Genomic DNA, 13777 nt, shown 5'->3' with positions numbered 1-13777 from the left:
AGCAGCGTTGTAAAGGCGCCACGATGGTCGCAAATGCAACACGTTCGGGCAAACGACTGCCGCGCTGGTGGCGACGGCTGCTGGTGTCGCTGCGCCGCGCCAACGTGTTCCTGCTGCTGGAAATGACAGCCGGAACCGCGCTGATCACCATGCTGATGGTCTCATGGCAGACGGTCAGCGCCAACAGCGCCGCCAATCAACTGTTGCCGGCACGGCTCACCTCGGTCCTGCTCATCGGCTCGCTGGTGCCGGCCATGGCGCTGATCGTGCTGGCGGGCCGCCGCCTGGCCCTGGCGCGGGCCGCGCGCAGCGGCCTTGGCACCAGCGGGCGGTTGCACGTGCGCCTGGTCTGGCTGTTTTCGCTGATCGCGGCGATCCCCACGCTGCTGGTCGTGATCTTTGCCTCGCTGCTGTTCCAATCTGGCGTGGAATTCTGGTTTTCCAGCGATTCCCGCGGCATGCTGGAAAACGCCAACAGCCTGGCCCGCGGCTATTATGCCGACAAGTTGCGCGATGTCGGCCGCGAAAGCGTGGCCATGGCCGGCGACGTGCGCGGTTATTTCGACCAGGCCCCGATCACCAGCCAGGACTTTCTCGCCGGCTATTCCTGGCAGGTCTACAGCCGCAAGATGGACGAGAGCGCGATCATCGAGCGCGGCCGCGATGGCACCCTGCGTACCGCTGCAATCGTTGATCCCAATGCGAAGGACAACCGCGAGCGCGTTACGCCCGATGAACTGCGCAAGCTCGATGCCGGGGAGCAGGTCGTCGTCAACGCCTCAGCCGAGCGGATCGAGGCGGTCACCCCAATCGATCACCAGCGCGGCATCTATCTGTATGTGGCACGCAACTCCGACAAGCTGGCGCTGAGCCAGTTCGAGCGCGCCAACAGCGTGCTGTCCGCCTATGACATGCTCAGCCGCAGTGCGCGCGCGATCCAACTGCGTTTCAATGTCGCGCTGTTCGTGATCAGCCTGGCGCTGGTAATGCTGGCGGTGTGGGTGGCGTTGCGCTTTGCCGATCGCCAGGTTGCCCCGCTGGCCGAACTGGTCAAGGCCGCGCGCAGCGTGGGCAGCGGCAATTTTGCCATGCGCGTGGCACCGGTCAAGAACATCGACGAGGTCGGCATGCTGACCCGCGCTTTCAACCGCATGACGGCGCAACTGGAAGGGCAGACCCAGGCGCTGGTCAATGCCAACGCCCAGCTCGACGTGCGGCGCGTGTTCATCGAAACCGTGCTGGAATCGATCACGGCCGGGATCGTTTCGGTTGGGCCGGATGGCACCATCCAGCTGATGAACTCTTCGGCGCAGAAGCTCCTGCTCGAAGATCCCCGCGTCTCTGCCGATGGCCGCACGCTGACCGAAATCGCGCCACAGATCGCGCAGCTTGTTGCCAACGGCGAAAGCAGCGGCATCGTACAATATGCCCGCCAGGGTGAACTGCTCACCCTCGCGGTCAAGGCACGGGCCGATCGCCACGGCCACGTGATCACGTTCGAGGACATCACCCGCCAGCTGATCACCCAGCGCCGCGCGGCCTGGTCGGACGTCGCCCGCCGCATCGCACACGAGATCAAGAACCCGCTGACGCCGATCCAGCTGGCGACCGAGCGCCTCAAGCGCCGCTATCGCCGGCAGATCGTGACCGATCCCGAACTGTTCGAGGAACTGACTGCCACGATCATCCGGCAGGTGGGCGACTTGCGCAAAATGGTGGACGAGTTCTCCTCGTTCGCGCGCCTGCCCAAGCCGGTGTTCCGCAGCGAGGATGCCAGCGATCTGGTGCGCCAGGCGCTGTTCCTTCAGGAAGTGGCGCATGGCGAGGTCAGCTTCAGCTTTACCAGCGATGCGCCGGCCGTGCCATTCCAGTGCGATCGGCACCAGTTCGGCCAGGTGATGACCAACGTGCTCAAGAACGCGGTAGAGGCGATCGAGCAGCAGCGCGCAAAGGTGTCTGACCTTGATTACCGCGGCCGCATCGCGGTGCAGCTGCATGCCGATGATGCGGCCGTCGTGGTCACCGTGATCGACAATGGCGTTGGCCTGCCGGTGGAGCGCGAGCGCATTCTCGAACCCTACGTCACCACGCGTGAAAAGGGCACCGGGCTGGGCCTGGCAATCGTCAACAAGATTGTCGAGGAGCATGGCGGCGACATGGCCTTTGCCAACGAGCCGGAAGGTGGCACCCGCGTGACCATGCGCTTTGCCCGCGATCCCCTGGCCCAGGCCGGGGGCGTGGCCCCTGCCAATGCACCGCCCGTCGATACGGTGGCTGCCGCGCCGCATTGATCCTTTCTGGACCGCACGATTCCATCAGGCTTTTTCCACAGGACTCAGAAATTCCCATGGCTCTTGATATCCTGATCGTCGACGATGAACGTGACATCCGCGAACTCGTGGCGGGCGTGCTCAGCGACGAAGGCTATGGCTGCCGCCTTGCCGGTGACAGCACTTCGGCCCTGGCAGCGGTGGACGAACGCCGCCCCAGCCTGGTCCTGCTCGACGTGTGGCTCCACGGCAGCCCGATGGACGGGCTTGAAGTGCTGGACGAGATCAAGAAGCGCGAGCCGGAACTGCCGGTGATCATCTTTTCCGGCCACGGCAATATCGATACCGCCGTTTCGGCCATCAGCCGCGGCGCGATGGATTTTCTCGAAAAGCCGTTCGAGGCCGAACGCCTGCTGCTGCTGGTGGAACGTGCCACCGAAACCGAACGCTTGCGCCGGGAAAATCAGCGCCTGCGCCAGGGCTTCGTCGCCTCGGAAGAGTTCACCGGCAATTCGGCGGCGATCAACCAGGTGCGTGCCACGCTCAAGCGGGTGGCCAACACCGGCAGCCGCTTGCTGATCACCGGCCCGGCCGGATCGGGCAAGGAAGTGGCCGCGCGCCTGCTCCACAGCTGGAGCCCGCGCGCGCAGAACGCCTTCATTACCGTCAATTCCGCCCGCATCACGCCCGAACGCTTTGAACAGGAACTGTTCGGCGAAGAGGCCGATGGCAAGCTGGTGCGCGCCGGCTTGCTGGAAATGGCCGATGGCGGCACGCTCTTCCTCGATGAAGTGGCCGATATGCCGGCCTCGAGCCAGGCGCGTATCCTGCGCGTCTTGACCGAGCAGGCATTCGTGCGCGTGGGTGGCCATCGCCAGATCCGCGTGGACGTGCGGGTCGTTTCCTCTTCCTCGCGCCCGCTCGAAAAGGAAATCGCCGAGCGGCGTTTCCGCGAAGACCTGTTCTACCGCCTCAACGTGGTACCAGTCGCGATCCCGCCGCTGACCGATCGGCGCGACGACATCCCCTCGCTGGTCGATCATTTCTTCACCCGCTATGCCAGCGAGCAGGGCGTTTCGCCGCCGGGCATCACGCCCGAGGCCATGGCCGCATTACAAAGTTATGATTGGCCGGGGAATGTGCGCCAGCTGCGCAATGTGGTGGAGCGCACGATCATCCTCACCCCGCGCGAGCGCCTGGCCCGGATCGAGGCAGACATGCTGCCCGCCGAAATCGTCTCCACCCGGCTTGGCGCCGATACCGGCACCTCGGCGTTGATGGGCGTGCCGCTGCGCGAGGCGCGCGAGAATTTCGAGCGCGAGTACCTCAAGGTGCAGATCCGGCGCTTTTCCGGCAACATCTCAAAGACCGCCAGCTTCATCGGAATGGAACGCTCTGCCCTGCATCGCAAGCTCAAGCTGTTGGGCATGGCCGAGCGGCGCGAGGACGAGGAAGACGACTGACCGCCTGGCGGGCGATCCACCAGGCTTTTACGCACAAGCGAACGTTTGCGACAAAAACCCGGTTTACGCAGCCGCAAAGCGGCCATAAGACAAGGTTCGAAGCCGGCCCATGGCCATTGTCGTGTCATCTTGCACCGCAATGATCGTGAGCCAGATCGCGAAGCCCCGGAATAGCGCCGAAAGGACCGGGGCCCGCCAATAGAACGGAGTCACAAGAATGACCGGAAAGACCCTGTCTGCGCGTCCCCGCGCCAAGTCTGAAGCCGCAGCCCCTGCCGAGGCCGCTGCGCCTGCGACGACGCCCGCACCTGTCGCCAGCGGAGGCGCGGTGAAGGGGCAGAACCTTCAGGACGTGTTCCTCAACCATCTGCGCAAGAATAAGATTCCTGTCACCATGTTTCTGGTGAAGGGCGTCAAGCTGCAAGGCATCGTCACCTGGTTTGACAATTTCTCGATCCTGCTGCGCCGCGATGGTCAGTCGCAGCTGGTCTACAAGCATGCGATCTCCACGATCATGCCGGGCCAGCAGCTTTCGGTTGCCCACTTCCAGAGCGGCAACGACGAAAACGGCAAGAAGCGCCTGTTGCAGGAAGTGTTCCTGTCGAGCGTGCGCGATGCCGGCGTGCAGGTTACCATGTTCCTCGTCAACGGCGTCATGCTGCAGGGCAAGGTCGCGGCCTACGACCTTTTTTGCATGCTGCTGGAACGCGAAGGCTATGTGCAGCTTGCCTATAAGCATGCCGTCTCGACGATTCAGCCGGCCGGCCATGTCGATCTGACGGGTGACTGGGAAGGCGAAGCGAACTGAGCACTTTCGAATTTGGACGCAATGCGGGTGACATCGAAGGCGAAGTCACCCGTGGCGCGCGCGCCATTGTTGTTCTGCCCGATATTCGCCAGCGCGGCGGCTTGGGCGAGGATGCCGAAGCGCGCCTGGAAGAAGGGCAGGGCCTGGCCCGCGCCATCGGCATCGAAGTGGTCGACGCGTTCATCGTGCCGATCCGCGCGGTGCGCCCCGGCACGCTGTTTGGGGAAGGGCAGGTCGAACGCCTGGCTGTGAGCGCCACGCAGAACGAGGCCGAACTGGTCATCATTGATGGAGCGCTGTCGGCGATCCAGCAGCGCAACCTGGAAGACAAGCTCAAGCGCAAGGTGATCGACCGCACCGGGTTGATCCTTGAAATCTTTGGCGAACGCGCCGCCACCGCCGAAGGGCGGCTGCAGGTGGAACTCGCCCATCTCGATTACCAGGCCGGGCGCTTGGTTCGCTCTTGGACCCACCTCGAACGCCAGCGCGGCGGCTTTGGCTTCCTGGGTGGCCCTGGTGAAACCCAGATTGAGGCGGACCGGCGGATGATCCGCAACCGCATGGGCCGCTTGCGCCGCGAACTGGAACAGGTGCGCCGCACCCGTGGCCTGCACCGCGAACGGCGCCAGCGCGCGCCATGGCCGGTGATTGCCCTGGTCGGCTATACCAACGCTGGTAAGTCCACGTTGTTCAACCGCCTGACCGGCGCTGCGGTGATGGCCGAAGACCTGCTGTTCGCCACGCTCGATCCCACCATGCGGGCCATCCGCATGCCGGGGGTGGAAAAGGCGATCCTGTCAGACACGGTCGGCTTCATTTCCGATCTGCCCACGCAGCTGGTCGCGGCGTTCCGCGCCACGCTGGAAGAAGTGACGGCGGCCGACGTGATCGTGCACGTGCGCGATATCGCCAACCCGGCGGCGGCCCAGCAAAAGGCCGAGGTGGAAGAAATCCTTACGGACCTGGGCGTGATCGGGGAGGGTGGCAGCGAGATCCCGATCGTCGAGGCCTGGAACAAGTGGGATCTGCTCGCCGAAGACGAACGCGCCATGCGCGAGGCAATGATCGCCCATGGCGTGCCCGAGCAGAAGGTCGTGCCGATCTCCGCGATGACGGGGGAGGGCACCGATACCCTGCTCAGTGTCTTGAGCGACATGCTGACCGGGAATGCGCAAGTGCTGGAACTCACTGTGCCCGTCAGCGATGGCCAGCGCCTCGCCTGGCTGCACGCCCATGGTGAAGTGCTGCGCGAAGAGCCCAACGAAGACCAGACGGCACTGCGCCTCAGCGTGCGGTTAAGCCTCGCTGATATCGGCCGCTTCACCACGCTCTGACACTTTCACCGCCTGCCACAGTGCTTCCTGGGCATCGAGGTCCAGCGTGGCAAAGCGTCCTTGCGCCAATGCCTCCATCGCGCGGAAACGCCGCTCGAACTTGGCATTGGCGTGGCGCAGCGCGTCTTCGGGGGCAATGCCATAGGCGCGCACGGCGTTGACGGCGGCAAACAGCAGGTCGCCGGCTTCATCCAGCTGTTCCGCTGTGGTTTGCGCCGCGGCCAGCTCGTCGAGTTCCTCGATCACCTTGGCGGTGGGGCCGGCCGTATCGGGCCAGTCGAACCCCACGCGCGCGGCGCGCTTCTGCAGCTTTTCCGCACGCATCAGTGCGGGCAGGGCGAGGGCTACGCCATCCATCGCACTCTGCGCGCCCTTGGCGGCGCGTTCGGCAGCCTTGCGGTTTTCCCAGCGTTCCTCGCGCGATTGGCCGTGATCGTCCTCGCCGCCAAAGATGTGCGGATGGCGATCCTCCATCTTGTCGGCGATCGCGGCGGCAACATCGTCAAAGGCGAAATGGCCAGCCTCCTGCGCCATGCGGCTGTGAAACACCACCTGAAGCAGCAGATCGCCCAGTTCCTCGCGCAGCGCGGCGATATCATCCCGCGCGATGGCATCCGCCACCTCATAGGCTTCCTCGATCGTGTAGGGCGCGATCGAGGCGAAATCCTGCGCCAGATCCCATTCGCAGCCGCCGTGCGGATCACGCAGGCGGGCCATGATCGCCAAAAGGCGGATCAGCGAGGGAGACGATACGGCGGGAGCGGAAACGGAGTCAGACATGACGCTGTTTCTAGGCTGCAAACGGTCAAATGGCACCCCTCTAGCAATCCGACATGATCACTTTCCATTCTGGAAAATTATCTCTTTCCGAATCGGAAAGTCTGCTGTATCGCTTTCCAACATGGAAAGTGAGGAATGACATGATGAGCGCAATTGGAAAAGATGAAGCCCGCGCCGCCTTGGGTGCCGTCGTTGGCGCCCAGCGCGAGCTGGCCACGCTCGCCTGTCCGCCCTGGCGCCACGCGGCTTTCGCCTTGTGCGAAGCGGTGCTGGTGGCGACGCCAGCGGTGGCGTTTGGCTGGCGCATCGCGCTGTTTGTCGCCGTCATGGCCGGGATCATCGCCTGCGTGATGTCCGACCGCCGCCGGCTCGGTGTGTTCATCAATGGCTATCGCCGTGGGCGCACGCGGCGCGTGGCGCTGCTGCTGTTGCTGGGTATCGCCGCGCTCTACATCGCCAGTGTCTGGGCCAGCCTGCATGCTGGCATGCCGCTGCTCAGCTTGGCGCTGGCCGTCATCACCTTTGGCATCAGCTATTGGGGCAGCGTGACGTGGCAGCGCGTGTTCGTGCGCGAAATGCAAGAGGCATGAGCGTGGCGACCGAGGCTGAAACCACGGCTGATCTCGATGGGCTGGAACCTTTGCTCCAGGCGCCAGCGCGGCTGCAAGTCATGGCAGTGTTGAGCCACGTGCAGGATGCCGAATTCGCCCGGCTGCGCGAGATTACCAAGTGCAGCGATTCCGTGCTGTCCAAGCATCTGTCGGCCTTGGCTGATGCAGACCTGATCGCACTACGCAAGGCGCCGGTCGATGGGCGGCAGCGCACCTGGGCGCGGATCACCGCAACCGGGCGCATGCGCTTTGGCAAACACGTCGCCGCGCTCAAGCAGATCCTGGCGGGTGCGGCAGTGTGATCGGCACCGCCCGCCGGGAGTATTCCGCCATACAGATAAGATGTATTATGTAAAATGCACTTGGCTTGAAGCCCGGATCAGCGGGCTTTGAGCCAAGTATATACCAAGGCCGTCAGTACGATGATAACGCCCCAGATCAGCGCCATCTGGAGCCGTGCCGGCCATTGCACGCGGCGCAGCGCGCCGTTGCGCGATACCAGGACCAGCGCCATGATCAGGCCAATCAAGGCAGCGATGCGATCGGGCGTGATCATGGCGCTATCCTTTCAGTGCGCTCACAGGCTGATTTCGAGGCCATCATAGCCTGGCTGGACGTTGTCGGGCGTTTCGCCGCACAAGGTGCGATAATCCATCGACTTGTCGAGATGCGTCAGAACCGCCTGGCCTGCCCGGCAGGTGTCGATCAGTTCCAGCGCCATCGCCAGATGGGCATGCGTGGGATGCGGCTGCCGCCGCAAGGCATCGACTACCAGCACGTCAACCCGATAGAACAGGTTGATCATCTCATCATTTATTTCAGAAAAATCTGTCGCATAGCCAATGGACTTGCCATTCTGGTCGAACCGGAACGCGGTTGATTGCGCCGGGCCATGGGCCATCTGGCAATGGCTGATGGCAATGCCGGCGACCATGCGCACGCGATCGAGATTATCGAGGTTGCAGATCGTGTGATAGCCGTGCTGCCCGGCAAAGACATAGCCAAAGCGCTGGCGCAGCCGGCGCACGGTCTCATCGGCGGCATAGCCCGGAATCGGTGCGCCGCGGCCCATGCGCAGCGGGCGCAGATCATCGATGCCGTGCGTGTGATCGGCATGGTCGTGCGTCCACACCACGCCATCGATCCGGTCGATTTCGGTAGCGAGCAATTGGTGGCGCAGATCGGTGGGCGTATCGACCAGGATGCGTGCGCCATCGGCGCCTTCCACCACGATCGCCACGCGGGTGCGGCGGTTGCGCGGCTCGGCCGGATCGCATTCCCCCCAGTCGTTGCCGATGCGCGGCACCCCGGTGGAGGTGCCCGATCCCAGCATGACCAGCTTCATGCCGCTGGCCTTTCGGCCTTGCTGAACAGGCGGAAGAAGTTGTCGGTGGTCACCGCGCCAAGTTGTTCGATCGTGACGCCACGCAGCGCGGCGACAAACGCGGCGGTATCGGCCACGAAGGCTGGTTCGCACTTCTTGCCGCGATGGGGGATCGGCGCGAGGAACGGCGCATCGGTCTCCACCAGCAGGCGATCATCGGGAATGTCGGCAACAAAGCCTTGCAAGTCCTTGGCGTTCTTGAACGTGACGATGCCGGAAATCGAGATCGTCAAGCCCAGGTCGAGCACCGCGCGGCCAAAGCCGGCGCTGGCGGTGAAGCAATGGATCAACGCCGGGAAGGCGCCCTTCCCCATTTCTTCGGTCAGGATGCGCAGCGTATCGTCCTCGGCATCGCGCGTATGGATGATCAACGGCAAGCCGGTGTCTCGCGCCACCCCAATGTGCATGCGGAACAAGTCCTGCTGCACCTGGCGGTCGGAATGATCGTAAAAGTAATCGAGCCCGGTTTCACCGATGCCGATCACGCGCGGGTCTGCCGTGGCCGCTGCCAGCACCGCAGCGCCCAGATCAGCATGGCTATCCGCCTCGTGCGGATGGATGCCCACGCTTGCCCACACGTCAGGCTCACGATGGGCCACGGCCACGACTTCTTCCCACTCCCGCTGCCGTGTCGAGATGTTGAGGAAGCCGCGCACACCGCGCGCGCGGGCTGCCGTCAGTGCCTCGGCCTGGCGATCAACCAGGCCTTCGTAAATGAGGTGGCAATGGGAATCGATCAGCATCAGGCGCTCGCGCTTTCCTCGGCCGGCAGCTCAAGCCGTGGGAACGCGCCGACCGGCTGCGCCAAGGCTTCCCCGGTGGCCACGCGCTCCATGTACCAGCCCGCATGGTGCAAGGCGCCATAGCCGCGCTCGCCGGCCGGAATGCCGAGCTGGTCAAGCACTTTGCCCGCCGCCGTCGGCACGATCGGGGCGATGGCAATGGTCAGGTCGCGAATGGCCATGAACAGGGTAAGCAGCACGGCGCGCATTCGTTCCGGGTCGGTCTTGCGCAGCGTCCACGGTGCCTGCTCGTCGATATAGGCGTTGCAGGCAAAGACCGCGCGCATCCACGCATCGATCCCGGCGGAGAAATTGAGCGCGGCAAATTCGCGTGTGACTTCCACAGAGCAAGCGTAACGAACGAACCCGGTTAAAACATCGTCGGCCTCCGTGCTCGAAAAGGTGTCGAGCTTGCCGTCCATGTTCTTGAAGATCATGGAAAGAACCCGTTGCACCAGGTTGCCATAGCTGTTGGCCAGCTCGGCATTGCAGCGCGTCACGATCGCTTCGGCCGACCACGAGCCGTCCTGGCCGAACGCCACCTCGCGCATGAAGAAATAGCGCACCGCGTCGACACCAAAGCGTTCGGCCAGCGCGATCGGGTCGGTCACGTTGCCAAGCGACTTCGATTCCTTCTGCCCCCGGTTGAGCAGGAAGCCATGGCCGAACACCTGGTGTGGCACCGGCAGGTTGGCGCTCATCAGGAAGGCGGGCCAGTAGATCGTGTGGAACCGCACGATGTCCTTGCCGATGAGGTGCAGGTTTGCCGGCCAATACTTTGCAAAGGCGTCGGTTTCTTCCGGCCAGCCGAGGCCGGTAAGATAGTTGGTCAGCGCATCGACCCACACGTACATCACGTGGTTGTCGCTGCCCGGAACCTTGACCCCCCAGTCAAAGCTGGTGCGCGAGACCGAAAGGTCGCGCAGTCCCTGCGAGACAAACGCGATCATCTCGTTGCGGCGCGCCTCGGGCCGGATGAAATCGGGATTGTCGGTATAGAGCGCGAGCAGCTTGTCCTGATACTTCGACAGGCGGAAGAACCAGCTTTCCTCCACGGTCCATTCCACCGGGGTGCCCTGGGGCGAGAGCTTGCTGCCCCCTTCCCCTTCGACCAGTTCGCTTTCGTCGTAATAGGCCTCGTCGCGCACCGAGTACCAACCTTCGTAGCGATCGAGATAGAGATCGCCGTTGGCTTCCATGCGCTTCCAGATTTCCTGGCTAGCGGTGTGGTGGCGTGGCTCGGTGGTGCGCAGGAATACGTCATAATTGACGTTCAATGCGGCGCACATATCAATGAAATGCTGCGACATCTGATCGCTCAGCTGCGCCGGCGTCAGATCCAGGTCGCGCGCCTTCTGCGCCATTTTCAGGCCGTGCTCGTCCGTGCCGGTCTGCAGGCGCACGTCGCGGCCCATCGCCTTGTGGAACCGCGCGATCACATCGGCGGCGATCGCTTCATAGGCGTGGCCGATATGCGGCTTGCCGTTGGGATAGGAAATGGCGGTGGTGATGTAATAGGGTTCGCCCATGGCGACAGTCGCTTCCTTCAGCGGGATGTTGCCCCCGCTCTAGTGCGCGCAGCGCGCGCCAGCAACCCGCCGATTTCCATAACCAGCAATGCCGGATCAAAGTTATGCGTCGGCACTTCGCGCGCTAGGTCGACGAGATGCTGGTGCGCCGCGATGATCGCCAGGCGGTTGTCGGCGCCGGCCTGGGTCACTTCTTCGGCCAGAACGGTGCGCGCCGCCTCGATCGTTGCCAGCAATCGCTCGCGATCGGGCCTTGCGCCCAAGGCGCTGCCCAGTTCACCGCGCAGGCCCAGGTCAGGATCGCCGGTGTGAAGGATCCGGCGCAGCAGCGCCAGCGGGCGGCCAAGATCCTGCGTCGCAAAGGTCAGCGCCGCGCCGGGCGAGCCATGCGCCACGGCAATGGCGGCAGCGCGCGTTTCGGCATCGAGTTCGGGCGCGGATAATGAAACGGCGTCGTTCATTTCCTTGAGATCGAGCGGGCGGAAGCGCAGTACCTGGCAGCGCGAGCGCACCGTGGGCAGCAGGCGGCCGAGTTGATGCACTACAAGCAGGAAGAAAGTGCCCTGGGGCGGCTCTTCCAACCCCTTGAGCAGCGCGTTGACCGCACCCTTTTCCAGATGATCGGCCGCGTCCACGATCACCGCGCGGCGCGCGCCCAGTGTCGGCCGGGTGTGCAGGCGATGGAGCATCGTACGGATTTGATCGACGTTGATATTGCGCTTGCGGGCATAGGGACGCCCGTCGTCACGCTTCTTCGCTTCATCATCGTTGGCGGGGAGCGGCTCGAGCACCAGGATATCGGGGTGATGCAACGCCGGTGGCTGCGGCACGCCCGGCTCGGCCACCAGCTTGGCTGCAGCTTCGAGCGCAAAGCTGGCCTTGCCCAGCCCTTCACGACCAGCCAGCAGCCAGCCGTGGTGCATGCGCTGCCCGGCCATGGCTGCGTTCCAGGTTTCCCAGGGGTGTTCGTGGCCGATCAGCATGCTGGCGGCATCCATGGCGCCAGCGCGTCAAGAATGCGCGCGCCGACTGCTTCGGGGGTGCCTAGCGCGGAAACGCGGGCAAAGCGCCCTGGCTCGGCAGCGGCGAAGCCATCGAATGCGGCGGCAACGCGCGCATGATAGGCGGCATCGCGCCCGCCGATCCGGTCTGCCTGGCCCTGGTCACGCAGTGCGCAGCGGGCGGCGGCCTCTTCGGCGGGTAGTTCCAACAGGATCGTGCAATCGGGCAGCAGCGCTTCGCTGCCAATGGCGTGCAGTGCCATGACATCGGCATCGGACAGCCCGTTGCCGCCGCCCTGATAGGCGCGGCTGCTATCGATGAAGCGGTCGCAGATCACCCAGTCGCCGCGCGCCAGCGCCGGGCGGATCAACCGCTCGACATGATCGGCACGCGCGGCCGCAAACAGCAGCGCCTCGGCCCGGGTGCCCCAGCCTTCGCCTTGCGTGCTCAACAGCAGGTTGCGGATCGCCTCGGCGCCGGGGGTTCCGCCCGGTTCGCGGGTGAGCACCGCGCCGATCCCACGCGCGGCCAGGGCCTGGACCAGAAGGCGCGCCTGGGTCGACTTGCCGGCGCCCTCGCCCCCTTCGAACACGATGAAGCGCCCGGTCGTGGCGGTGTCGCTCATCGTCCGGTCATCGCGGCAAAGCCATTGCGCAGGCGATCGAACAGGCCGCCCTTGGGCACCGCCTCGGCCGCCGCCAATGGCAGGCGTGCGTCGGGCTGGCCGGGCGCATGCACCACCAGCGTGGCCACTTCCTGGCCCTTGGCGATCGGCGCGCGCAGCGGCCCCTTGTAGCGGATAGACAGCGTGGGCCGCACCGTCTGGCCGTGGCCGACGAGCATCGCCAGTTGGCGCGGCGCCACCAGGCCGACGCTGGCTACCGTGCCGCCCTGCACCCGCGCGCTGCCAACATGGTCACCAGCAGCGAACAGCGGCTTTTCATCGAACGCGGCAAAGCCCCATTCGATCAGCGCCGCGCCATCGCGGGCGCGGTCCTGCGGCCGGTCATAGCCGCCCACCACCATCATCAGGCGGCGGCCGTTGCGCTGCGCCGAACCGACTAGGCCATAGCCGGCCTCGTTGGTAAAACCGGTCTTCACCCCATCTGCGCCGGTCACCACGCCATAGAGCGGGTTGTGGTTGCGCTGCTCGATCCCATTCCAGATCATCGTTTCGTGGCCATAGAACCGGCGATAGAAATCGGGGTGGCGGGTGATCAGCGCGGTGCTCAGCGTGGCAAGGTCTGCCGCCGAAACATAGGTGCGGCCTTCGTCCATCCAGCCATTGGGCGTGTTGTAGTGGGTGTCACGCATGCCCAGCGTGCGGGCCTGCGCATTCATGAGCGCGGTAAAGCCGGGCACGTTGCCCGCAACGCCCTCTGCCAGCACGACGCAGGCATCGTTGGCCGAGACGGTGACGATGCCTTCCAGCAGATCGGCCACGCGGGTCTGGCTGTTGTTTTCCAGGAACATCGTGCTGCCCACGCCATGCCACTGGCGGAACGTTTCAGGCCGCATGGCAAAGCTCGCATCGAGCTTGAGCTTGCCCTGCGCGGCCAGTTCGAACGCGACATAGCTGGTCATGATCTTGGTAAGCGAAGCCGGCACGAAACGGCGGTGCGACTGCCGCTCGAACAGCACCCGCCCGGAATTGACGTCAATCAGCAGAGCGATTGGCGCCACCACCTCGGGCGGATGGGCTGGATCGGCCGACACCTGCACGTGCGGAGACTTCATGCCCTGGGCAGGCACGGCAACGGTGGCCACAGCGGCCAGGGCAACGGCAACGGAAAGCAGACGGCGCAAGCAAAACC

Annotated in this window: 14 protein-coding genes; 6 read left to right on the top strand and 8 right to left on the bottom strand. The window is 64.5% G+C overall.

Features of this window, described 5'->3' with window-relative positions:
* Positions 1-23 precede the first annotated feature (23 nt).
* From SCA01S_RS07220 to hflX, 4 genes are all read left to right on the top strand, one after another.
* A complete protein-coding gene (locus SCA01S_RS07220) occupies positions 24-2291 on the top strand; it encodes a sensor histidine kinase (RefSeq protein WP_022678474.1) in 2268 nt (755 codons plus the stop codon).
* A 56-nt stretch (positions 2292-2347) separates the two neighbouring features.
* Complete coding sequence (ntrX, locus tag SCA01S_RS07215; protein ID WP_022678473.1) at positions 2348-3733, top strand: nitrogen assimilation response regulator NtrX; 1386 nt, start codon at positions 2348-2350, stop codon at positions 3731-3733.
* 217 nt (positions 3734-3950) lie between these two features.
* Entirely contained in the window at positions 3951-4541 is a 591-nt protein-coding gene (gene hfq / locus SCA01S_RS07210; RefSeq protein WP_022678471.1) for an RNA chaperone Hfq, read from the top strand.
* Positions 4538-5875, top strand: coding sequence for a GTPase HflX (gene hflX / locus SCA01S_RS07205; protein ID WP_062784397.1), 1338 nt, complete (start codon positions 4538-4540; stop codon positions 5873-5875). Before hfq ends, hflX begins: the two co-directional genes overlap by 4 nt.
* On the opposite strand, the gene mazG is transcribed toward hflX, so the two are convergent.
* Positions 5837-6655 (bottom strand): nucleoside triphosphate pyrophosphohydrolase, encoded by an 819-nt coding sequence (gene mazG, locus SCA01S_RS07200; RefSeq protein WP_062784395.1) that lies wholly within the window; start codon positions 6653-6655, stop codon positions 5837-5839. The genes hflX and mazG overlap by 39 nt on opposite strands.
* A gap of 143 nt (positions 6656-6798) precedes the next feature.
* On the opposite strand from mazG, the gene SCA01S_RS07195 reads away from it, so the two are divergent.
* The gene (locus SCA01S_RS07195) at positions 6799-7245 is read left to right on the top strand and encodes a hypothetical protein (RefSeq protein ID WP_062784393.1); all 447 of its coding nucleotides are present in this window, start codon (positions 6799-6801) and stop codon (positions 7243-7245) included.
* A complete protein-coding gene (locus tag SCA01S_RS07190) occupies positions 7242-7568 on the top strand; it encodes a transcriptional regulator (protein WP_062784392.1) in 327 nt (108 codons plus the stop codon). The genes SCA01S_RS07195 and SCA01S_RS07190 overlap by 4 nt, the downstream gene beginning before the upstream one ends.
* Positions 7569-7645: 77 nt before the next feature.
* Here the strand turns inward: SCA01S_RS07190 and SCA01S_RS22120 are convergent, their stop codons facing one another.
* Genes SCA01S_RS22120 through SCA01S_RS07160 form a run of 7 tightly spaced genes read right to left on the bottom strand, consistent with a single transcriptional unit; the run spans position 7646 to position 13769 of the window.
* Entirely contained in the window at positions 7646-7822 is a 177-nt protein-coding gene (locus tag SCA01S_RS22120) for a hypothetical protein (RefSeq protein WP_157088884.1), read from the bottom strand.
* 21 nt (positions 7823-7843) lie between these two features.
* Positions 7844-8611: an MBL fold metallo-hydrolase gene (locus SCA01S_RS07185; RefSeq protein ID WP_062784390.1), complete on the bottom strand. Its 768-nt coding sequence runs from the start codon at positions 8609-8611 to the stop codon at positions 7844-7846.
* Positions 8608-9393 (bottom strand): TatD family hydrolase, encoded by a 786-nt coding sequence (locus SCA01S_RS07180; RefSeq protein WP_062784388.1) that lies wholly within the window; start codon positions 9391-9393, stop codon positions 8608-8610. Before SCA01S_RS07180 ends, SCA01S_RS07185 begins: the two co-directional genes overlap by 4 nt.
* On the bottom strand, positions 9393-10961 hold the full coding sequence (gene metG, locus SCA01S_RS07175) for a methionine--tRNA ligase (protein WP_062784386.1): 1569 nt from the start codon (positions 10959-10961) through the stop codon (positions 9393-9395). Before metG ends, SCA01S_RS07180 begins: the two co-directional genes overlap by 1 nt.
* A 17-nt stretch (positions 10962-10978) precedes the next feature.
* The gene (locus SCA01S_RS07170) at positions 10979-11959 is read right to left on the bottom strand and encodes a DNA polymerase III delta subunit-related protein (protein ID WP_062784384.1); all 981 of its coding nucleotides are present in this window, start codon (positions 11957-11959) and stop codon (positions 10979-10981) included.
* Positions 11938-12588 (bottom strand): dTMP kinase, encoded by a 651-nt coding sequence (gene tmk / locus SCA01S_RS07165; protein ID WP_062784382.1) that lies wholly within the window; start codon positions 12586-12588, stop codon positions 11938-11940. Before tmk ends, SCA01S_RS07170 begins: the two co-directional genes overlap by 22 nt.
* Positions 12585-13769 carry a D-alanyl-D-alanine carboxypeptidase family protein gene (locus SCA01S_RS07160; RefSeq protein WP_245652483.1) on the bottom strand — a complete coding sequence of 395 codons (1185 nt, stop codon included), beginning with the start codon at positions 13767-13769 and terminating at the stop codon, positions 12585-12587. The genes tmk and SCA01S_RS07160 overlap by 4 nt, the downstream gene beginning before the upstream one ends.
* Positions 13770-13777 lie beyond the last annotated feature (8 nt).

Source organism: Novosphingobium capsulatum NBRC 12533, assembly GCF_001598375.1.
In the GTDB taxonomy this organism is placed as follows: Bacteria; Pseudomonadota; Alphaproteobacteria; order Sphingomonadales; family Sphingomonadaceae; genus Novosphingobium; species Novosphingobium capsulatum.
The sequence above is the reverse complement of the archived record's forward strand: the minus strand, read 5'-3'. Positions and strand labels throughout refer to the sequence as shown.